Origin of the sequence: Guptibacillus hwajinpoensis, from assembly GCF_020171785.1 — a bacterium.
GTDB lineage: Bacteria > Bacillota > Bacilli > Bacillales > Guptibacillaceae > Guptibacillus > Guptibacillus sedimenti.
Genome location: NZ_JAIVAE010000007.1, coordinates 58,598 through 78,911 on the forward strand (window position 1 = coordinate 58,598; position 20,314 = coordinate 78,911).

23 protein-coding genes and 1 pseudogene are annotated in these 20,314 nt (G+C 41.4%); 19 read left to right on the forward strand and 5 right to left on the reverse strand.

Translation table 11 applies throughout. The annotated features are described in order from the left end of the window. Nucleotides 1-36: 36 nt before the first annotated feature. From LCL91_RS11265 to LCL91_RS11325, 13 genes are all read left to right on the forward strand, one after another. Nucleotides 37-276 (forward strand): hypothetical protein, encoded by a 240-nt coding sequence (locus LCL91_RS11265; protein WP_160920729.1) that lies wholly within the window; start codon nucleotides 37-39, stop codon nucleotides 274-276. A gap of 22 nt (nucleotides 277-298) precedes the next feature. Continuing rightward, a complete protein-coding gene (gene dapF, locus LCL91_RS11270; protein WP_224882441.1) occupies nucleotides 299-1,156 on the forward strand; it encodes a diaminopimelate epimerase in 858 nt (285 codons plus the stop codon). 145 nt (nucleotides 1,157-1,301) lie between these two features. After that, nucleotides 1,302-1,658: a HesB/IscA family protein gene (locus LCL91_RS11275; RefSeq protein ID WP_165997680.1), complete on the forward strand. Its 357-nt coding sequence runs from the start codon at nucleotides 1,302-1,304 to the stop codon at nucleotides 1,656-1,658. A gap of 138 nt (nucleotides 1,659-1,796) precedes the next feature. Further along, nucleotides 1,797-2,666, forward strand: a complete 870-nt coding sequence (locus LCL91_RS11280) for a hypothetical protein (protein WP_224882442.1) — start codon at nucleotides 1,797-1,799, stop codon at nucleotides 2,664-2,666. Between the two features lie 154 nt (nucleotides 2,667-2,820). After that, nucleotides 2,821-3,573 (forward strand): sugar phosphate isomerase/epimerase family protein, encoded by a 753-nt coding sequence (locus LCL91_RS11285; RefSeq protein WP_224882443.1) that lies wholly within the window; start codon nucleotides 2,821-2,823, stop codon nucleotides 3,571-3,573. Between the two features lie 129 nt (nucleotides 3,574-3,702). Next, nucleotides 3,703-4,692 (forward strand): LacI family DNA-binding transcriptional regulator, encoded by a 990-nt coding sequence (locus LCL91_RS11290; RefSeq protein ID WP_224882444.1) that lies wholly within the window; start codon nucleotides 3,703-3,705, stop codon nucleotides 4,690-4,692. A 90-nt stretch (nucleotides 4,693-4,782) separates the two neighbouring features. Beyond that, nucleotides 4,783-6,099: an ABC transporter substrate-binding protein gene (locus LCL91_RS11295; RefSeq protein ID WP_224882446.1), complete on the forward strand. Its 1,317-nt coding sequence runs from the start codon at nucleotides 4,783-4,785 to the stop codon at nucleotides 6,097-6,099. A gap of 157 nt (nucleotides 6,100-6,256) precedes the next feature. Continuing rightward, nucleotides 6,257-7,603: a carbohydrate ABC transporter permease gene (locus tag LCL91_RS11300; protein ID WP_224882448.1), complete on the forward strand. Its 1,347-nt coding sequence runs from the start codon at nucleotides 6,257-6,259 to the stop codon at nucleotides 7,601-7,603. Between the two features lie 36 nt (nucleotides 7,604-7,639). Then, a complete protein-coding gene (locus LCL91_RS11305; RefSeq protein WP_098444829.1) occupies nucleotides 7,640-8,467 on the forward strand; it encodes a carbohydrate ABC transporter permease in 828 nt (275 codons plus the stop codon). Between the two features lie 21 nt (nucleotides 8,468-8,488). After that, nucleotides 8,489-9,208 (forward strand): ThuA domain-containing protein, encoded by a 720-nt coding sequence (locus tag LCL91_RS11310; protein WP_224882450.1) that lies wholly within the window; start codon nucleotides 8,489-8,491, stop codon nucleotides 9,206-9,208. Between the two features lie 24 nt (nucleotides 9,209-9,232). Beyond that, nucleotides 9,233-10,261, forward strand: coding sequence for a Gfo/Idh/MocA family protein (locus tag LCL91_RS11315; protein WP_224882452.1), 1,029 nt, complete (start codon nucleotides 9,233-9,235; stop codon nucleotides 10,259-10,261). A gap of 4 nt (nucleotides 10,262-10,265) precedes the next feature. Next, complete coding sequence (locus LCL91_RS11320) at nucleotides 10,266-11,306, forward strand: Gfo/Idh/MocA family protein (protein ID WP_224882455.1); 1,041 nt, start codon at nucleotides 10,266-10,268, stop codon at nucleotides 11,304-11,306. A gap of 21 nt (nucleotides 11,307-11,327) precedes the next feature. Then, the gene (locus LCL91_RS11325) at nucleotides 11,328-12,296 is read left to right on the forward strand and encodes a sugar phosphate isomerase/epimerase family protein (protein WP_160920738.1); all 969 of its coding nucleotides are present in this window, start codon (nucleotides 11,328-11,330) and stop codon (nucleotides 12,294-12,296) included. Nucleotides 12,297-12,352: 56 nt separating this feature from the next. Here LCL91_RS11325 and LCL91_RS11330 read toward each other — a convergent pair whose 3' ends face one another. Continuing rightward, nucleotides 12,353-13,174, reverse strand: a complete 822-nt coding sequence (locus LCL91_RS11330; protein ID WP_224882457.1) for an SDR family oxidoreductase — start codon at nucleotides 13,172-13,174, stop codon at nucleotides 12,353-12,355. Between the two features lie 189 nt (nucleotides 13,175-13,363). Between LCL91_RS11330 and LCL91_RS11335 the strand changes: the two genes are divergently transcribed. Continuing rightward, nucleotides 13,364-13,558, forward strand: coding sequence for a hypothetical protein (locus LCL91_RS11335; protein ID WP_224882460.1), 195 nt, complete (start codon nucleotides 13,364-13,366; stop codon nucleotides 13,556-13,558). A gap of 52 nt (nucleotides 13,559-13,610) precedes the next feature. Here LCL91_RS11335 and LCL91_RS22035 read toward each other — a convergent pair whose 3' ends face one another. Together LCL91_RS22035 and LCL91_RS11340 are read right to left on the reverse strand one after the other, a co-directional pair. Continuing rightward, complete coding sequence (locus LCL91_RS22035; protein WP_255640012.1) at nucleotides 13,611-13,739, reverse strand: hypothetical protein; 129 nt, start codon at nucleotides 13,737-13,739, stop codon at nucleotides 13,611-13,613. 23 nt (nucleotides 13,740-13,762) lie between these two features. Continuing rightward, complete coding sequence (locus LCL91_RS11340; protein ID WP_224882462.1) at nucleotides 13,763-14,770, reverse strand: NAD(P)/FAD-dependent oxidoreductase; 1,008 nt, start codon at nucleotides 14,768-14,770, stop codon at nucleotides 13,763-13,765. A gap of 370 nt (nucleotides 14,771-15,140) precedes the next feature. On the opposite strand from LCL91_RS11340, the gene LCL91_RS11345 reads away from it, so the two are divergent. The 5 genes from LCL91_RS11345 to LCL91_RS11365 all read left to right on the forward strand — a co-directional run bounded on the left by LCL91_RS11345 (nucleotide 15,141) and on the right by LCL91_RS11365 (nucleotide 18,676). After that, the gene (locus LCL91_RS11345) at nucleotides 15,141-16,343 is read left to right on the forward strand and encodes an NAD(P)/FAD-dependent oxidoreductase (protein ID WP_224882464.1); all 1,203 of its coding nucleotides are present in this window, start codon (nucleotides 15,141-15,143) and stop codon (nucleotides 16,341-16,343) included. Between the two features lie 224 nt (nucleotides 16,344-16,567). Continuing rightward, on the forward strand, nucleotides 16,568-17,044 hold the full coding sequence (locus LCL91_RS11350; protein ID WP_224882466.1) for an NUDIX domain-containing protein: 477 nt from the start codon (nucleotides 16,568-16,570) through the stop codon (nucleotides 17,042-17,044). A 188-nt stretch (nucleotides 17,045-17,232) separates the two neighbouring features. After that, nucleotides 17,233-17,373, forward strand: a complete 141-nt coding sequence (locus LCL91_RS11355; protein WP_160920744.1) for a YuiA family protein — start codon at nucleotides 17,233-17,235, stop codon at nucleotides 17,371-17,373. 272 nt (nucleotides 17,374-17,645) lie between these two features. Next, the gene (locus tag LCL91_RS11360) at nucleotides 17,646-17,963 is read left to right on the forward strand and encodes a YuiB family protein (protein ID WP_098444820.1); all 318 of its coding nucleotides are present in this window, start codon (nucleotides 17,646-17,648) and stop codon (nucleotides 17,961-17,963) included. A 122-nt stretch (nucleotides 17,964-18,085) separates the two neighbouring features. Continuing rightward, a complete protein-coding gene (locus LCL91_RS11365; protein ID WP_224882748.1) occupies nucleotides 18,086-18,676 on the forward strand; it encodes a 3D domain-containing protein in 591 nt (196 codons plus the stop codon). A gap of 48 nt (nucleotides 18,677-18,724) precedes the next feature. On the opposite strand, the pseudogene LCL91_RS11370 reads toward LCL91_RS11365, so the two are convergent. Together LCL91_RS11370 and LCL91_RS11375 are read right to left on the reverse strand one after the other, a co-directional pair. After that, nucleotides 18,725-19,528 (reverse strand): annotated as a pseudogene (locus tag LCL91_RS11370) (cobalamin-binding protein). 15 nt (nucleotides 19,529-19,543) lie between these two features. Next, entirely contained in the window at nucleotides 19,544-20,026 is a 483-nt protein-coding gene (locus LCL91_RS11375; RefSeq protein WP_224882468.1) for a divergent PAP2 family protein, read from the reverse strand. Nucleotides 20,027-20,314: the final 288 nt, after the last annotated feature.

The window sequence follows — 20,314 nt, forward strand, 5'->3', positions numbered from 1 at the left end:
TATACTTGTTTAATTAAAAGGCAGGAGGGATCACTGATGAGTAGCTTTGAACATACATTGCCGTATGATCGTATGATGGGCGACGTTTACGTTCCAGAATGCCCATTCTGTCAGACGGAGAATGTTTTAACACCGATGACAGAACGAGATTATCAGCAAGGCTGTGAAGAAATAAAAACAAGACTCGTGATGCCTTGTTGTAACGGCAAGCTCGTGATTGAAAAAATCGATAGCGACTATTTCTGGACGACAGAAGCTGTGCGGAAAAACCAATAAAAACAGAGAAAGAGTGACAGCATTGCAGGAAATTACGTATACAAAAATGCATGGTCTTGGCAATAACTACATTTATATCAACACATTCGAGCAACCGTTAAACGAAAGTAACCTTCCTCAATATGCAAAAGAAGTGTCTGATGTTTACACGGGCATCGGATCAGACGGCATGATCTTGATTTGTCCATCAGATAAAGCTGAAGTGAAAATGAGGATTTTTAATAAAGATGGATCAGAAGGTAGAAACTGTGGGAATGGATTACGCTGTGTAGCCAAATACGCTTATGAAAATAAGCTTGTTACTGAAACGAAATTTGCGATTGAAACGCTAGCTGGGCTCGTGCAAGCAGAAGTTCATCTCGTTGGTGATGTTGTTGAAACGGTAACAATTGATATGGGAAAACCTCAATGGACAAGAGGGAGTCTTCCGATGAAAGGGAATGCGGAAGAAAAAGTAATTAATGAACCGATTGATTTTGAAAGTCAATCCCTACTTATGACGGGAGTTTCAATGGGAAATCCTCATATGGTGATGTTTGTCGAAGATATTCATTCTGCACCTCTTACGACGGCAGGACCTTATTTTACAGATCATGAGCTATTTCCAGAAAGTATTAACGTGGAGTTCGTTGAGGTTGTATCAAGCAGTGAGTATCATTTTCGTGTATGGGAACGAGGTTCAGGTATCACACAAGCTTGCGGAACGGGGGCGTGCGCCGCTGTCGTTGCAGGTGTATTAAATAATAAAACGTCTAAAGGAACAAAGGTAACGGTTCATCTTGCTGGTGGTGACCTGGACATTACTTGGGATAGTGATGACCACGTGTGGATGACGGGACCGGCTGTTACTATTTCGACAGGGGTATACTTCGTGAAATAGAGTTTGCTTATAGTCAAAAGCTTGATGAGAAGCATATGATATTTTTACATTGAGATATAGGGCGAGCACCTGAGGTTCAATTGTTGAGCTTCGTTCGCTCACGCGGTATACTAGAAGTAGCATTACGGTGATTGGAGGGATTTTAATGATCCATTTATCTGAAGCTGCAGCAGCACAGGTAAAAGAAATGATGAAGCAAGAAGAAGGTGACAACCTTTACTTGCGTGTCGGCGTAAAAGGTGGCGGCTGTACTGGTTTAAGTTACGGTATGGGTTTTGATACTGAAATGAAAGCCGATGATCAAGCACTAGATCCGCAGCACGGCGTCACGATTATTATGGACAACGAAAGCGCACCGGTTTTAGATGGTGTAAAGATTGATTATAAACAAAACATGATGGGCGGCGGGTTCACTATTGATAACCCGAATGCAATCGCATCATGCGGCTGTGGTTCTTCGTTTAAGACAGCGACGAACGCTGGTACGCCGGAGAATTGCTAAGCATTGAAAACAACTTTAACTCCTCCATTGTTCTGGTTATACAGAGCAGTGGAGGATTTTTTTTAGTGAAAGCGAAAAGCATTGCCAGGTTGGATTGTTTCTCATTATGGGAAAACAAGGAGGGATAGGAGTGATACAATGAATCGATCTTTGTTATCAACATGTCAACTATCTATGGCAAAGTCTCTGTTGAAACAAGCTATACACCACCAACAAGAATTTGAAAAATCGCTTGAGCTTATTGAAAGAGCAGCTCCTGTTCTATGGCGTGGCCAAATTCAATCTGGCAATATGGTGACTATCGGAACGAATCCTTCTGCTCGCGAATTTTTAAAGTCAGATCAGACGCTACTTGAGAATGAAAAAGCTAGTCTATATGTTCGGGATCAAGATCTAACCGTTGCCAACTATCAGAAAGACGAAGAACAACTAGAACAAACGATTGAAAACTACTGCACTTATTTCCAGCGAGACACAGCATATCGGCGCTGGTTCGGGAAAGAAAATGGGGGAAAGCTCGAAGCATTCATGAATGGTTTGGGGGGCTCGTTTTATGCATCTGATCAGTTTACTCCAGTCGTTCACATGGATATCTTTCCATATGCTACATATAAGCAAATGGGACAAATCCCTTATAAAGAAAAATGGCTACAATCGAATGAGCTGAATGAATTGTTAAGAGATACATTGAGATTATTAAATCCGTCTCTATTGGTCATTCTAGGAAAAGAACATTGTCAAAGATTATCCGAAAACGACCACTTATTTTCTTTGAAAGAAATAATGTTCTCAACGGAATACCCAGATGCAAGATATCAGCTTGGTTTTTATTCGGATAAGAAAATTCCCCTTATCGGACTTCACTACAAACCATCTGAACAATTTGTAGCGCTTGGGAGCAAACGAGATCGGAATGGTGTGAATCACGGTACCTATGGATCACGAGCAGTTTTGTATAAACTCGGTCAAGAAGTAAATGAGCAGCTGAAATCTCAAGAAAAACGATAAATTGTTTTTTGTCATAAAAAAGGGATTTCAGTCGTTTTATCGAAAATAAGTGGGTGGTGGAGAATTTTTATCTCACAAAGTTTTTTACATAGAGTTTAACAGAGCAAGGGCGTTAAACTTCAAAATGATTTTAATATAAAAGGAGTGTCATGAGATGAATGAAATTGGTGTAGGTTTACAACTTTATACATTGCGAAATGAATGTGAAAAAGATTTTTTTGAAACGTTAGTAAGGGTAGAAGCCATCGGTTATGAAGGTGTTGAGCTTGCTGGGCTTCATGGTCACAAACCAGAAGATGTGAAGAGTAAGTTAGATGAGCTTGGTCTTTCTGTCATCGCCCATCATGTACCAATTGAACGTATTGAAAATGAATTACAAGCAGTTATCGACGAACAAAAAGTGTTAGGAAATACGCGGATTGTTTGTCCATGGTTACCTCCTGAAAGAAGAAGCCCTGAAGATTATAAGAATGTAGCAGAGACCATGAAATATGCAGCGCTCGTTTGTAGTAAACAGGGAATGGAAATGGCCTATCATCATCATGATTTTGAACTCGGCCGTAGTATTGAAGGTAGTGACCTATATCGCATTTTAGATGCACATGATGCTATCCAAGCTGAATTTGATATTTATTGGCTCAATCAAGTTGGACATGATCCGGTTGAATGGATGCAAAAATTTGCAGGAAGAACACCAATCATCCATTTGAAGGACCGGTCAGATGATGAAAGAGAAGCAACGGTTATCCTTGGTACAGGAAACATTGCTATTGAAGAAGTGATTGAGCAGGGACAAGCTTGCGGTGTGCAGTGGTGGGTTGTTGAACAAGATGACTGTGACTTCGATCCGATTGAAAGTGTGACACAGAGCTACAAATATTTACGTGAAATTCAGCTAAAAAAATAAAAGCGTTATAATAGTTTGAAAATAAAGTTGAACATTCTGTGAACATGCGTTATGATGTTTGTAATCGATTTCATGAAATCGATTACAAAAGAAGGGAGGGTCTTTTGTACTTTCAGAGGAGGATGGAATATGGCAACTATTGCTGACGTCGCAGACTATACTGGATTATCACGAGCGACAGTGTCACGTGTCATTAATGATTATCCGCACGTATCCAAAGACAAACGTCGATTAGTTCATGAGGCGATGAAGGAACTCGGGTATTTCCCAAACACGTCTGCTCGAAATCTACGTAATCGTAGAACAGATCTTGTAGCGGTTTTGATCCCGAGGTTAACCAATCCTTTCTTCACATTGATATTAGATGGCATTGAGAAAGTTGCAGAGGAAAATGGCTTTCAGCTTATTATTTGTCAGACAAAATCAAGTAAGAAGAAGGAACTAGAATTCCTCAATCTCTTGCAAACGAAGCAAGTTGATGGTGTGATCTTCACTTCAATAGAAAATGATTGGGAGCAAATTCAGCCATATACCGATCATGGACCGATTATTCTATGCAACGAGTATCATCACGATGCGACAGTACCGATGGTTCGATTGAATCAAGTTCAGGGGAGTTATTTAGGGACAAAGCATCTGATTGAACGAGGGCATCAGCGACTCGCATACTGCATGGGATCAACAAGTGGATTATCCAATGATCGCCGCAAAGGATTCTTTCAAGCAGTGAATGAAGCTGGTCTTGAAGTGAAAGCAGAATGGATCTTCCATGATACATATACGATGGAAGATGGTGTCAAAACATTTAACAAAATTTTATCGTTAACAGAACGACCGACAGCCATCTTTACTGGTGGGGATGAAGTAGCGGCAGCAATGGTGAAGGAAGCGAAGCGAAATGGGTTGGATGTTCCTGGAGACATAGCGATACTAGGATTTGATGATCAGCCGATTGCCAGTATGATTGAACCAGAGCTAACGACAATTTATCAACCAGGTGCCGAGATTGGTAGTCGTGCGATGACTATTTTTATTGATTGTTTAAAAGGAAAGCGTGAACGTGTTAGACAAAGTGTAATGGAGCTACCATTATCGCTTGTTATTCGAAAGTCGACTTAACTCGCAACTTATGTAAGCGCTATCTTTTATATTGAAATCGATTTCAAAGTTGGTATCGATTTCAACAAAATTTAAGGGGGATTTTGTATAATGCGAATATTGAAGAATAGTAAACTACTTTTTATTGTTTTGGCCCTTATTCTTGTTCTATCAGCATGTAGTTCTTCAAATAATTCTTCAAGTAATACTAGCAACAATTCTGGTGATGAAAATGCAAGTTCAGGTGACGGAGAAAAAGTAACGCTCGTTTATGCTCGTGGTAAAGATGCAACAGGTGCAACCGACGTTATGGTTGAGGAATTCGAAAAACAAAACCCGAATATTGAAATTGAATTCCGCGAAATGCCGACAGATACGGGAGCACAGCATGATGCATATGTTACAATGCTGAACGCTGAATCATCTGAAATCGATGTGTTTGATATCGACGTGATCTGGCCTGCGGAATTTGCTCAAGCAGGATATGTTCTTCCTCTAGACCGCTTTATTGAAAAAGACGGCATCAACATGGATGACTACAACCAGGGACCGGTAACAGCAGCAACATTTAATGGGAAGCAGTGGGCAATGCCGAAGTTCATTGATACTGGAATGCTTTTCTACCGCTCTGACTTAGTATCTGAAGCGCCAAAAACGTGGGATGACTTGATGACTCAAGCTTCTGAGCTAAAAAGTGAAGACGGTACGAAGTTTGGTTACCTCATGCAAGCGAAGCAATATGAAGGTCTCGTGACAAACGCAGTTGAATTTGTTGGTTCTTACGGTGGTGCGTTTATTGATGAGAATGGAGAAGTTGTCATCAATAGCCCTGAAGCAATCAAAGGTATTTCAAAAATGGTTGAAATCGCAAACTCTGATTTCGTTCCTGGTAACATCAATACGTTTACTGAAGTAGAATCTCATACTGCATTTATTGAAGGTCAATCTCCATTTATCCGTAACTGGCCATATCAGTTCGCACTTGCGAATGATGAAGAACAGTCTAAGATTGTAGGGAATGTTGAAGTCGCTCCACTTCCTGAAGGTGATGCAGGATCAGCATCAGCACTTGGCGGTTGGATGGCAGCCATCAATAATTTCTCTGAACATCCTCAAGAAGCGTGGGAATTCTTGAAGTTTATGACTGGTGAAGAAGGACAGAAGATTGATGCGATTGAAGGCTCTCATGCTCCAACGCTACCAGCTCTTTTTGAAGATAAAGAAATTATCGAAGCGAACCCATTCTTTGGAGAAGAAGGATTCCAAACAGCACTTGAAGCAGCTGTTTCCCGTCCTGTAGCTCCAAACTACCCTGAAATCTCTGAAATCATTCAAATCCACATTTCTAAAGCCATTGCAGGAGAAGAAACTCCTGAAGAAGCAGCAGCTGCGATGGAAAAAGAAATGAATGAAAAGCTAGAAAAATAATAGAAAAGTTCATTAGCCTTCCACAAGAAGGCTAATGTCTTTCCTACATATTTTTTGAGAAAAGGGCTATAAGAAAATTTGAATTATCAAATGCGGTGTCTTGTAGCAATGTAACCGAACAATAAGACACCTTTTTCTTAAAGAGAGGAGCGTTGGTATGCAAACAGATATCGATCCAAAAGAGCCTATTAAAGTGGAGAAACAGCCCAAAAAGAAGAAAAAAAACGATGCGGTTGTCGGTTATTTACTTCTTGCCCCAGCACTGATCCTAATTCTAGCGATTTCTATTTGGCCAGTTTTCCAGTCATTTTATTTTAGTCTTTTCGACCTTCGTCTCAATGAACCAACTAAATCAGAAGTCCATCTTGATTATCAAATTGACCTGGACCGCTATTTGCAAAACTATCCCTTCCTAGTCGGGGCAATTAATTCTGAAATTGATAATGGTAATTCAAGTGAAGAGCTGACCGAGATGAAAACAACATTAGAAAATCTCGATGCCAGTATTAAAGAAAACCCGCAAGCAGCAGAAAATTATGATGTGATTAATGAAAAGCTAGACAAGTTTGAAAATATTCCTGACGATATGAAGTACGTTGAAATTGATGAAAGCGTAGCAGATGATTTTACGTCTTCCGTTAAAGCAATCAATAATGATTTAATGACGATCAATGAAAATGGAAGTTTGGAAAAAGGCGATAAGATTGTTGGTTTATCATCCGCACTAACTGAAATTGTTGTTGAACCGAACTTCATTGGATTTGAGCATTACAAAGATAATTTAACTGATCAGCGGATGTGGAAGTCTCTTTGGAACACGACTGTGTTTACATTTATTTCTGTTCTAGCTGAGCTCATTCTTGGTCTAGCGATTGCTCTCCTTATTAACAAAGCTTTCTTAGGGCGAGGATTGATTCGAGCAAGTATCCTAATCCCATGGGCAATTCCAACAGCTGTTGCGGCCCTCATGTGGAAGTTCCTTTATGATGGTCAAAACGGTATCGTAGCGAAGCTGTTTGAAGATGTTGGTTTAATAGATCGCATGGCCATGCTTCTTACAACTGATACTGGTGCCATGTTCTCTGTTATCTTCGCTGACGTATGGAAAACGACACCATACATGGCGCTACTTTTATTAGCTGGTCTGCAAACGATTCCATCTTCTCTTTATGAAGCGGCATCGATTGATGGAGCGAACAAGTGGAAACAGTTCGTAACGATTACCTTGCCACTTTTGAAAACAAGTCTTCTTGTTGCACTCTTATTCCGTACGCTAGATGCGTTCCGTGTGTTTGACTTAATTTACGTATTAACTGGTGGAGGTCCAGCGAACTCAACCGAAACGATCTCAATGCTCGCTTATACGTTGATGTTTACTCAGACTAATTTTGGTGAAGGTTCTGCGATTTCAGTTGTTGTGTTCATCTGTGTTGCCATCATCTCTGGGATCTTTATTAAATTACTTGGTGCTGAATTAATAAACGACGGAACTGGAAAGAAATGAGAATGTATTTTATCATGAAGAAGGAGGGCCAGCCAGATGAATAAGAAAGCGGGACCGATGTTTTACGTTTTCCTTGTTGTGTTTGTCTTTGTTGTCATGTTTCCGTTCTTATGGATGCTCGCAAGTTCGATTAAACCGCTAACAGAGCTCTTTGGTGAGAAAGCGTTCAATCCGTTTACGAATAACCCTACCCTACAAAACTATGTATCCGTTTTCGTAGATTATCCGTTCCCTCGCTATCTCTGGAATAGTACCGTTGTTGCGACGATCACAACTGTTTACACCGTGCTAGTTGCCTCATTTGCGGCGTACTCCATCGCGCGGCTGAATTTTAAAGGGAAGCCGATTATTTTAGGTATCGTCTTATCCGTTTCAATGTTTCCACAAGTGGCGACGATTTCACCAATTTACATTTTTCTAAAGAACTTAGGACTTACAAATAGTTATCTTGGGCTTATCATCCCTTACACGACGATCACGCTACCATTATCGATCTGGCTTCTCGTGACCTTCTTCCGAAAAATCCCGTTTGACTTAGAAGAAGCAGCGAAAATTGATGGCGCTTCCTTATGGCAAACGTATTGGAAAGTGATTATGCCGCTTGCGGTGCCAGGTATTTTCACAACTGCGATTCTCGTCTTTATTGCCGCATGGAATGAGTTCTTGTTTGCTCTTACGATTAACACGGCAGATAAGTTTAAAACCGTACCAGTTGGAATTGCGCTTTTCCAGGGACAGTATACGATCCCGTGGGGAGAAATTTCAGCAGCGACTGTTGTTGTAACGGTTCCTCTTGTCATTATGGTATTGATTTTCCAAAGAAGAATCGTGTCAGGTTTAACATCAGGTTCAGTAAAAGAATAGATAAAATAGGAGTGGATTTGAATGCTTAACGTTACTGTATGGAACGAAAATCGTCATGAACAGAGTAGTGAAGAAGTAAGAAGAGTTTATCCTAACGGGATTCATGGAGCGATTGCGGAATTTCTGAAAGAAGATTTTGAAGTGAGGACGGCTACTTTGGACGAGCCTGAACATGGTTTATCGGAAGAGGTTCTGAACAACACAGATGTTCTTTTCTGGTGGGGACATATCGCTCACGAAGAAGTATCTGATGAAATCGTGAATCGTGTGCATCAGCGTGTTTTAGATGGCATGGGTCTTATCGTCCTTCATTCCGGTCACTTTTCGAAAATTTTTAAGAAATTGATGGGAACAGGATGCGACTTGAAATGGCGTGAAGCCGATGAGAAAGAAAGAATGTGGGTTGTCGATCCAACGCATCCGATCGCTGAAGGACTTGGAGAGAAAATCGAACTTGAGCGAGAAGAAATGTATGGCGAGCATTTCGATATCCCAGCACCTGATGAGCTTGTGTTTGTAAGCTGGTTCGAAGGCGGAGAGGTCTTCAGAAGTGGCTGTACATATAAGCGCGGACAAGGAAAAGTCTTTTATTTCAGACCAGGTCATGAAACGTACCCAACGTATTACCATAAAGAGATTCAACGCGTCATGAAAAATGCGGTTGCCTGGGCTAAACCGACGACGATCCCAAAGCCAGTCTATGGAAATGCCAAACCGCTTGAAACGATCGCGTCTAAATAAGAGATTGATTGAGGAGGAGAAACCATGAATGAATTAAAAATTGGTGTTATCGGATGTGGGAGTATTGCGAAACACCGTCATTTACCAGAATACGCGGCAAATACACAAATAAAAATTGTTGCGGTATGCGATATTGTGAAAACAAGAGCGGATGAAACGGCCGCCCTTTATGGCGCAAAAGCTTATGAAAGTTATGAAGAGTTGCTTCAAAATAGTGAGGTGGATGCTGTAAGCGTTTGTACGCCAAACTACCTGCATGCCCCGATTTCTATTGCTGCATTAAAAGCAGGAAAGCATGTGCTTTGTGAAAAACCAATGGCAACGTCACGCGCAGATGCCGAAGAAATGATCGAAACGGCTAGTACGAGAGGGAAGAAGTTAATGATTGCGCACAATCAACGATTCGTTCCGTCTCATGCAAAAGCAAGAGAAATCCTTGCCAGCGGTGAAGTCGGCAAAGTGTATAGCTTCCGAACCGCTTTTGGCCATCCAGGACCTGAAGGATGGAGTGTGGATGGCAAAGAGAGCTGGTTCTTTGAGAAAGATAAAGCATTTATTGGAGCAATGGGAGATCTTGGCGTTCATAAAACAGATCTCATCCGTTTCTTGTTAAATGAAGAAATCGTCGAAGTGGGGTCCTTTGTCGAAACAAGCGCGAAGGAGTTTGCAACGGTTGATGATAATGCGGTCTGTATCTTAAAGTCTGAAAGCGGTATTATCGGAACGCTAGCTGCAAGCTGGGCCTATACAGCAAAGGAAGACAATTCAACGATTATCTATGCAGAAAAAGCCATCCTAAGACTTGAAGAGGATCCAGTGAATTCACTCGTTGTCCAGTATCACACAGGTGAAGTGGTGAAATATGAACTTGGCGGCATTCAAACAAATGATAGTGGCGGTCAATCGAGTTCGAAGGTTATCGATCAATTTGTAGACAGTATTCTAGAAGATAAAGAAGTTCCTGTTAGCGGTACAGAAGGAATGAACTCGCTACAAGTTGTTTTAGCGGCATTAGAATCGAACGAAACAAAGAAAATCATTAGCCTGAGGTGATCAAGTGAATAAATTACGTATGGGGATTATCGGGTCTGGCGGCATCGCTCAGTCCCGCCATATCCCAGCGTACCAACAGCTCTCTGAACAAGTAGAGTTGTTTGGTGTTTATGATGTGGATTATGAGAAAGCAAAGCAAGCCGCCCTCGTGTTTGCGATTCCGAATGTCTATGATGACGTTCAAGCTCTATTAAAAGAAGTAGATGCTGTTACGATTTGCACTCCGAATAAATTTCATGCTGATCTTGCAGAACAGGCTCTGCTCGCTGGTGTTCACGTTCTTTGTGAGAAACCTATGGCGATGACGGTAGAAGAATGTGATCGTATGATCGCCGCTGAGAAATCATCTGGCAAAATACTATCAATCGCGTATCATTATCGGTTTATGAAAGAACCGCGTGCCGCACGTCAACTCATTCAAGAGAATGAAATCGGTGATCCAATGGTCGCAAGAGTCCAAGCTCTCCGTCGTCGAAAAGTACCAGGATGGGGCGTGTTTACGAATAAACAGCTTCAGGGCGGTGGAAGTTTAATTGACTATGGCTGTCACTTCCTAGATTTAAGCATGTGGTTGATGGGGAATGCGAAACCAGTTGAAGTGACTGGCACAACCTATAATCGTCTCAGCCAAACGCCTGCACAAGTAAATCAGTGGGGGACGTTTGATCATGAGACATTTAATGTAGATGATCATGTAACGGCATACATTCGCTTTGATAACAACGTCTCCATGCTTTTTGAAACATCTTGGTCCGCTAACATTGCAGAGGACAAAGAAGCGGTGAGTATTTCTGGAAGCGATGGAGGAATTGATGTCTTTCCATTTCAATTAAATAAAGCACAGCACGGCATGCTATTAAACACGAGTAGTCAGTGGACACCTGGAGATGACGATCCAGGATTGCCTCAAGCAGCAAACTTCGTTAACAGCTGTCTTGGCCTCGAACAACCGATCGTAAAATCAGAAGAGGCGAGACGCGTTTCACAAGTAATTGAAGCGATCTATGAAAGTTGTTCCACTGGTAGAAGCATTCGACTTGAATAATAACTTAAGAGGAGTGATCCTATGAAACTAGGTGTATTTACCGTTCTATTCTCAGATAAGTCATTTGAAGAAATGCTTGATCACGCGAAAGCGTCTGGACTGAAAGCGGTCGAAATTGGTACGGGGGGTTATCCGGGTGATGCGCATTGTAATCTAGATGAATTGCTCGAAAGTGAAGAAAAGCGCTCGGAATATCTTGATAAAGTTCATTCAAGAGGACTTGAGATTAGTGCATTTAGCTGTCACGGAAATCCGATTTCTCCTGATAAAAAATTTGCTAAGGAGTGCCATGATACGTTCGTTAAAACTGTGAAATTAGCATCAGCCATGAACGTTCCAGTTGTGAATACATTCTCGGGCACGCCCGGAGATAGTGAAGACGCGAAAAACCCAAACTGGCCTGTTACGCCATGGCCAGCTGAATACTCAGATATATTGAAGTGGCAGTGGGAAGAGAAGCTAGTTCCTTATTGGAAAGAGTGGGGGCAATTCGCGAAGGATCATAATGTGAAAATTGGTCTTGAACTTCACGGGGGTTTTCTTGTGCATACGCCATACACAATGCTTAAGCTTCGCGAATTAACGTGCGATGCTGTTGGTGCAAACCTTGATCCAAGTCACATGTGGTGGCAGGGCATTGATCCGGTCGCAGCGATTAAAATTCTTGGGAAAGAAAATGCGATTCACCATTTCCATGCGAAAGATACGTATATTGATCAAGATAATGTGAACATGCATGGGTTAACCGATATGCAGCCGTATGGCGAAGTGAAAACGCGCGCCTGGACATTCCGTTCTGTCGGCTGCGGACACAGCAACCAAGAATGGTCCCATATGATGAGTGCACTTCGTACCTATGGCTATGACCACGTTGTTAGCATTGAACATGAAGACCCGCTTATGTCGATTAACGAAGGCTTCCAAACTGCGGTTAAGAACCTTCAGTCTGTTTTAATTGTTGAACAGCCAACGGAGATGTGGTGGGCTTAACTATAATCAAATCAAAACCCCGATGCTTGTTGCATCGGGGTTTTGCTTCATACTTTTTATTCTGTTTCCTTTTTCCACTGCTCATCAATAAGCATTTTACCTGGCCATGTATACGCCATAATGCCACCATCAGCTGTAATATCTTCACCTGTTACATAAGAGCTATCGTCTGATGCTAAGAAAAGAGCAACCTTCGCCATTTCATCAGGACGTCCAAGTCTTCCAAGCGGTGTCACCCACTTGTTAGCATCTCTAAACTTCTGACCCATTTCTTCATCCTTCGTACCTGCGAGTTCATCGATTAATGGTGTTTCAATCGTACCAGGAGAAAGCGAGTTGACGCGAATTCCCTGTCTTGCATAGTCAATCGCCATGGCTTTCGTAAAGTTTGTAATGCCACCTTTAGCCGCATTGTAGCCAGAGCGATCAAGGTCAGCCGCTCGGCCTGACATCGATGACGTGTTAATAATTGAACCTCCATTATCCATCATTAACGGTAGTAAGTATTTGCTTGTTAAGAATGTACCACGTAGATCAACAGAAATAATACGATCAAACAATTCAACCGGATATTCGTGTACTTTACCGCCTTCCTGATCCACTCCTGCATTATTAAAGAGGACATCGATCGTGCCATATTCTTCTTTCACTTTGTTAGCGAAGCTTGTCACGCTATCCTCACTTGAAACATCAACATGGTAGGTTTTTACGTTACCGCCGTCACTATTCAGCTTCTCAGCCGTTTTGTTCATTTCTTCCGTATTCACGTCCGCACATAATACGGTTGCACCTTCTTTTGCGAAAAGTTCGACTGTTGCTTGTCCTATGCCAGTGGCAGCTCCTGTGATCACGGCTGTTTTATCTTGTAATCGATTCATGAGTAAATCCTCCTGCACTTGTTTTTTGAAGTCTACTTCGGGTTTACCCACATTAAGAAGAAAATAATCATTACGAATGTGCCGATTAGAAAATAATTTTCCTGGAAAATGATGGATGTGGTGTAAACTATTTGTCATATCTCATGATTTCTAGCGGTGATAAAATGACTGTAGAAGGAGGGGATTGAATTGTTTACAGTAAAGATACATGAAGAGGGGTCTGGAGATCTGGAGGCCGAAACGTTTGATGTTCGCTACCAGGCAAATGTCGCTTTTAAAGAAAAAACGCTCACTTACTCAAATCAAGCAGGTCGTTACGAAATTTCGTTAAAAGAAGATTCAGGTGAAGAAATTTTGGTTACTAAAGTTGGACTTGGATGGTAAAAACATATACATATTAAAAACCCCGTACCGTTTGTACGGGGTTTTTAACGTTTTAGTGAGAAGAATGAAAGAGGTTCTGTTTAACCTTTTTCCAATTCGGTTTTGGCGTTTCTTTTAAACTGTTATAAAGAGAATAACCAAGACCTGCGACCATAACGATGATAAAAAGAATTTGATCCATGTGTATCCTCCCTTTCGTAGGACTTACTTTTTCTTATCGAAGAGGCTTGTGCTGTGAAGTGGCTGTACCTTTGCATCAGGATCCATATAGGATTTGGCATTGTTAACAGCTGTTGGTGCTTCACCAAATCCAGAGGCGATGAGTTTTACTTTCCCATCGTATGTAGCCACATCACCAGCAGCGTAAATACCAGGAATATTGGTTTCCATTTTGGAATTAACGACGATTGAATTCTTTTCAATATCGAGACCCCACTCTTTAATCGGCCCAAGAGAAGAAATAAAACCGTAATTTACAATCACTGCATCGACATCTTTTGTGATGGTTTCTTCTCCTTTAACCTGTTCGAGAACGACTTGATTAATACGCTCACCGTCCCCAATAAACTCGGTGATGTTATATGGTGTTTGAACGTTAACAGAGGAGTTCATAAGCTGTTCCACACTATGCTCATGCGCTCTGAATTTATCGCGACGGTGAATAAGCGTTACCTCTTCAGCAATTGGCTCAAGCATGTTTGCCCAATCAACAGCGGAATCTCCACCACCGGCAATCAGTACCTTTTGACCAGCAAACGCAGTAAGATCATTTACGAAATAGTGAAGGTTTTTCCCTTCATAAAGATCGGCGCCTTCTACTTTAAGACGTCGTGGTTGGAATGCACCAACACCGGCAGTAATGATCACTGCGCGCGTATAATGCTCATCACCCGTATTTGAACGTAGATAGAGTGTACCGTCTTCTTGCGTTGACACTTCTTCAACAGACTGTTCTAACACAACGTCTGGATTAAACTGATTAGCCTGTTCAACAAGATTGTCCACAAGGTCTTGGGCAAGCACCTTTGGAAAACCGGCAACGTCATAAATGTATTTTTCAGGATAGAGCGCAGAGAGCTGCCCTCCAAGTTGAGGCATACTTTCAATTATTTTAACCTTAAGTTGGCGCATACCACCGTAGAATGCGGTGAATAAGCCAACAGGACCTCCACCAATAATTGTTATATCATAAAGTTCTTGTTGGTCTGTCATAGTCAGTCCCCCTATAAATTATTCACTGTGCTTTCATTATTATAATCATAATGAAAACGGAACTAAACCCCTAAGGCAAAAACACCTCTAGAACTTTTATTATAAAGGTTGAAAAAGGAAATAAAAAAGAATATGATTAGAATGGAGCGTCAGATTTGAAAATTTTATGACAAAGTGCGTGCTGGATCAACATTTTTTTGGTCTAGAACGTGAAATACTTAACAATCTCTTTTGATCATACGAAGGGTTGTTTATTTTGAACCAAGAGATTCCTTATAATCAGCGTTTATTGACGTTTCACGATAGGACTATGCAGGGAAATTAACAATATGTCCGAAAAAAATACCGATAAAAGGTGGATGTGATTCAAGTGAGTAGGCCAAAAATAGCAATTCTAGGTGCAGGGTACGGCGGAATTATGACAGCAGCTCGTCTTCAAAAAGAGATGGGATCAAATGAAGTGGAAGTAACGTTAGTGAATAAGCACGACTATCACTACCAAACGACGTGGCTTCATGAGCCAGCTGCAGGCACAATGCATCATGACAAAACGCGTATTATGATTAAAGACGTTATTGATATGAACAAAATTAAATTTATTAAAGACACAGTGGTAGAAGTTAAGCCGAACGAAAAGCGCGTTATCCTTTCAAATGGTGAACTTGAGTACGATTATCTTGTGTTAGCACTAGGCTTTGAGCCAGCTACGTTTGGTATTAAAGGGTTGAAAGAAAACGCCTTCAGTATTCGTAGCGTAAACTCAGTTCGTAAAATTCGTGAGCATATTGAATATCAGTTTGCGAGCTACAACAATGAGTCAGATCGTCGTGATGATCTTCTAACCATTATCGTCGGTGGTGCTGGATTCACTGGAATCGAGTTTGTCGGTGAATTAGCCGAGCGTGTACCTGAACTTTGTAAAGAGTTCGATATCCCACGTGATCGCGTTAAGATTATTAATGTGGAAGCCTCTCCAACTGTTCTTCCAGGATTCGACGAGGAGCTTGTGGAATACGGCATGAACCTTCTAGAACGAAAAGGAGTAGAGTTCCGTACGAGTACGATGATTAAAGAAGTGACTGAAGACGGTGTTATCCTCGGTGAGAACGAAGAAGTGAAAGCTGCTACAGTTGTTTGGACTGGTGGCGTTCAAGGAAATTCGATCGTTGCTAATTCTGGTTTCGAAACAAACCGTGGTCGCGTACCTGTTCGTAAAGATCAGCGTACACCGGATTACGATAATGTTTTCGTTGTTGGAGACTGTGCGCTTCTGATTAACGAAGAAATTGATCGTCCGTTTCCTCCAACGGCTCAAGTTGCGATTCAAGCAGCTGGAGCTGTTTCTAAGAACTTATTAAACCTTGTACGTGGGAAAGAGCTTGAAAGCTTTACACCGGACATCAAAGGGACAGTGGCATCACTTGGAAAAGGCGAAGCAATTGGTAAAGTTGGAAACAAGAAACTTTATGGTAGCACAGCTTCTGCTATGAAAAAAGTGATTGATAATCGTTACCTGTTCATGCTTGGTGGACCAGGGCTCGTCTGGAAAAAAGGAAAGCTTAAATTATTTTAAGATCATCAGATAAAGAGGGCAAAGACATGATGTCTTTGCCTTTTTTCGTATCATTAAGTCGTTTTTTTAAACGCTAGCATGAATCATTGTTTAGAAGAAAAACGATGGCTGCCGTCTTAAAGGAATGGACGACGAGCCACGTTTTTCTAATCTATTCAATCGAATAGGGGCTATGATAAATCTTATGAGCGATCGACTTTATTTATACCTGGGGGGACGTTGTCTTGAGTAAACGAGGGAAAGTGTGGCTTGCAGCTGCAGGCATCGTTGAGTATGAAGAAAAATATCTTGTGGTGATGAAGAAATATGGTGGCTTAAAAGGAAAGTGGTCCTTTCCGGCTGGGTTTGTTGATCCAGGAGAAACGGTGGACGAAGCCGCTGTAAGAGAAGTTTACGAAGAAACAGGTATTGTAGCCGAAACGATTGGAATTGCCGGTATTCGTTCCGGTGTGATCAATCACGATATTAGTGACAATTTAGTTGTTTTTCATATGAAAAGAACAGGAGGGAGCGAAGTATCGGAGACGGCAGAAATTGCAACTTGTGCCTTTTTAACAAAGGAAGAGCTTCTTGCAGATCCACGAACCTCTTCAATGATCCCTTCTTTCTTAAATGGAATGGATCAGTTTATGACAGAAATGAATCCTGGTAATCAGTTTCAGTACACCACATATAAATTGATGTATCATACGCCTAAGTAGCGTAGGAGAACAAGAGTGAGCAGAATTGAATTCTATCATAATAGCTGAAATGATTTGATAATTGACGAAATAATATGATAATAATAGATGTATCCGCTTACACAGGCTGTCAGGCAGAAATTTGAGGTTTTTCTTTTTCAACGATTCTTGATATATTATCAGAAAATTACAACAAAGGAGTGGTTGATGTGAGAAGACAACAAAATAAGGCGAAAGCTACAGACTGTCCTTATTGCCAGGGGAAGGGGTACTTTCAACTACTTCTTGGTGGATCGGAAACTTGTGATAATTGTGGAGGTAGTGGAGCTAAACAAAATCCAACAAGCTAAGCGCTTAAAGGCGCTTAGCTTTTCTTTGATCTAGCTTCCGCTTTTTAAGATCCAGCTACGACTCGCAGAAACTCCAATATTTCACTCTTTCACCAGAACACAAAAAGCGTGTTCTAGTTCAAGAGTTCCAATATCTCCGTTTCTAAACGCTCGTCTTCACTTTTCATTATCGGACCTATCTGGGCGCTTCCGCTTTTCTTTGTTCACTCTCCGTTCATTGACTAAAAAGGGACAATCCAGTAAACTAACAATGATTACTTGGGGGTGAAACAATGGCTATTCCACAGCTGATTATTTCGATGCTGTTGTTTATTGTTCTTTTCTTTGGGATTGGATTTCTGCTTAATATGCTCCTTCGTTCAACTTGGATCATGGCAGTTGCTTATCCTGTAATCGTTATCATGATCATTGATAACGTTTCGTTCTTTCAATATTTCTCGTCACCAGGTTCTTCTTTTAAAGCGTTAGGAACGGACCTTCTTTCTCTTGGAAGTGCCGATGCGATTATTTTATCCGCTGGCCTTGTTGGAGCAGTCTTTGCAGGTGTTGCCATTCGAATGCTTCGTGTAAGAGGATATCAAATGTTCTAAAAAGCTTCGCCAATTGTTGGCAGAAGCTTTTTTTGCTTCATAGAATCCGAGTAACGGAATGAATAGCTTTTCACTTCTCTGGAAATGAATAGACCATGAGAGGAGTGGAAGATGTGCGAGTCATTCTGCTGATCGCAAAAGGTGTCGCGTTTACCGGACTTTTTGCAGCAGCTTTGCTATCAACTTATTTATTATTATCTGGTCTTTCGGTAAATGAAGTCTCAAAATGGCTATTTCCTGAACAGGTCGTCTTCAGTAAAGAAGATCGCTTGACGCTTGCGAAGTCCCAGGATTGGTCCCGGTATCCTGTGCACACAGTAACAGCAACTGGTTATACAGCGGGAGAAGAGTCAACGGGAAAAACGGCTGATCATCCTGCTTATGGAATTACCTATTCAGGGGTAAAAGTGAAGCGTGATCTTTATTCCACGATTGCGGCTGATACGTCTGTATTTCCAATTGGAAGTGTTCTTTTTATTCCAGAATACGGATTTGGTGTGGTCGCGGATACAGGAAGTGCCATTATAGGGGATCGTATCGATCTATATTACGACACCGTTCATGATGTTTATACGGAATGGGGAAAGAAGACACTGGACGTTTATCTCATTCAAAAAGGAGAGGGGACGTTAACAGAAGAAATGCTCCAAACCTTGAATGAAGAAGAATCGATGCAAGTGTTTAGACAGGAGTTAATGAGCGAAAAAGAATAGGGAAAAGCAAAACGTCGGAGAAGCGCTTCTCCGACGTTTTGTATCGTGCTATTTTTCTAGAAACATGTCTTCTCCTTCAAAAGCAGGATAGCGTTCAGGATGAAGGATCGTAGCTAGTTTCACAAGCCCAGTCAATAAACGAGGGGATGGACGACAATATAACCATTCTTCAAGGACATGAATGGGGCGATCCTGAAGCTTCTCTCAGTCTGGTCGTTTTTTTACGATAGCCGGATTCACTTTGTTTTGTCGAACCCCCACCCATGCAAGACAAATATGATCAGGTTTGCGATTCACGACGTCTGTCCAGTCTGTTTGCACGGAGGCGAGTTCCACATCTCGAAAGAGGTTCTTCGCTCCTGCTAGCTCGCTTATTTCAGTTAGCCAGTTTGTTTTTCCTGGAGTGAAGATCGGTTTTGGCCACCATTCCCAATAAATTTCTGGTTTGTCCGGAATTTGCTCACTAATTTCTTTGTACTGTTTCATCACTTCTCTAAAACGATTGGAAAGAGAAGCGGCTTCGTGCGCTTTATTCGTAAGTCCCCCAAGGGTAACGATATCGTTGCAAATGTCTTCAAGTGAATTGGGATTTAAGATGGTGTATGAAAGTCCAAGTTTGTCGAGACCTTCAATGTTTTTTTCCATTCCAGGTACGCTTAGAGAAGCAAGAATGAGGTCTGGCTCTAGCTCCTTCACTCGTTCTAAGTCAATTGAAAGATCGGGACCAAGCTTTGGTAGACGAGTGATTTGCTCGGGCCAGTCCGAGAAGTCATCAACTCCGACGAGCTGATCGGTTAACCCAAGGTAGGCACACAATTCAGTATTACTAGGACATAACGAAACAATGCGCATCAAAGTCCTCCTTCTTTAAGCAAGTTGAAAAATGTAATAGAGAATTAAAGTTGAGATAATCCCCAGTAAACCACCGACAAGAACTTCAATTGGCTTATGGCCAAGCAGTTCTTTTAATTCTTCAATCTTTTCTCGCTCTTGTTTTTGTTGCCAGTTTTTGGCTTCAGATACAAATCTATTAAAATTCATCACAAGCTGGTTTAAGACAATTGCTTGTTCACCGGTTTGCCTACGAACGCCTGTGGAATCAAACATTACAATAATACTGAACATCGCAGCAACGGCGAAAATAGGTGAATCCAGCCCTGTTTCAAGGCCAACTCCAGTTGCTAACGCTGTTGTGGCAGCAGAGTGAGAGCTTGGCATACCACCTGTGGCATTAAATAAGGACCAATTAATTTGTTTTGTAGCAATAAAGTAGATCGGTACTTTTAAGAACTGCGCAAACACAACACCGAATAGCGCTGCCCAGAGCGGAAAGTTTAACAAAATATCCATGAGTGACAACATCTTCCTTTCTACATGATTCCTATGAATGGTGTACCCGAAGATTTGGATGTTAAATCGAACGAATGGTGAAAAAGAGGCTGATTAAGGTGTGAATGGGACTATGTAAAGCGAGAAAAACAAGTCTTTTAATATGTAAATGATCAGTCTATTATACCATATGACACTGTATTTGTAGTTGGCGTTCAGCTCCAAACGGCAACGACTTCCATTGACACAAAAATTCTTTCGTGTTAACTTATTAGTGATTTACCAAACTAAAGGATTTGTTGAAAGGTT

Bases quoted from the DNA above. Each gene is read 5' to 3' on its own strand.
- LCL91_RS11265 (WP_160920729.1), top strand. From the start codon at position 37: ATGAGTAGCTTTGAACATACATTGCCGTATGATCGTATGATGGGCGAC.
- LCL91_RS11275 (WP_165997680.1), top strand. From the start codon at position 1,302: ATGATCCATTTATCTGAAGCTGCAGCAGCACAGGTAAAAGAAATGATG.
- LCL91_RS11280 (WP_224882442.1), top strand. From the start codon at position 1,797: ATGAATCGATCTTTGTTATCAACATGTCAACTATCTATGGCAAAGTCT.
- LCL91_RS11285 (WP_224882443.1), top strand. From the start codon at position 2,821: ATGAATGAAATTGGTGTAGGTTTACAACTTTATACATTGCGAAATGAA.
- LCL91_RS11290 (WP_224882444.1), top strand. From the start codon at position 3,703: ATGGCAACTATTGCTGACGTCGCAGACTATACTGGATTATCACGAGCG.
- LCL91_RS11295 (WP_224882446.1), top strand. From the start codon at position 4,783: ATGCGAATATTGAAGAATAGTAAACTACTTTTTATTGTTTTGGCCCTT.
- LCL91_RS11300 (WP_224882448.1), top strand. From the start codon at position 6,257: ATGCAAACAGATATCGATCCAAAAGAGCCTATTAAAGTGGAGAAACAG.
- LCL91_RS11305 (WP_098444829.1), top strand. From the start codon at position 7,640: ATGAATAAGAAAGCGGGACCGATGTTTTACGTTTTCCTTGTTGTGTTT.
- LCL91_RS11310 (WP_224882450.1), top strand. From the start codon at position 8,489: ATGCTTAACGTTACTGTATGGAACGAAAATCGTCATGAACAGAGTAGT.
- LCL91_RS11315 (WP_224882452.1), top strand. From the start codon at position 9,233: ATGAATGAATTAAAAATTGGTGTTATCGGATGTGGGAGTATTGCGAAA.
- LCL91_RS11325 (WP_160920738.1), top strand. From the start codon at position 11,328: ATGAAACTAGGTGTATTTACCGTTCTATTCTCAGATAAGTCATTTGAA.
- LCL91_RS11330 (WP_224882457.1), bottom strand. From the start codon at position 13,174: ATGAATCGATTACAAGATAAAACAGCCGTGATCACAGGAGCTGCCACT.
- LCL91_RS22035 (WP_255640012.1), bottom strand. From the start codon at position 13,739: ATGGATCAAATTCTTTTTATCATCGTTATGGTCGCAGGTCTTGGTTAT.
- LCL91_RS11340 (WP_224882462.1), bottom strand. From the start codon at position 14,770: ATGACAGACCAACAAGAACTTTATGATATAACAATTATTGGTGGAGGT.
- LCL91_RS11360 (WP_098444820.1), top strand. From the start codon at position 17,646: ATGGCTATTCCACAGCTGATTATTTCGATGCTGTTGTTTATTGTTCTT.
- LCL91_RS11375 (WP_224882468.1), bottom strand. From the start codon at position 20,026: ATGGATATTTTGTTAAACTTTCCGCTCTGGGCAGCGCTATTCGGTGTT.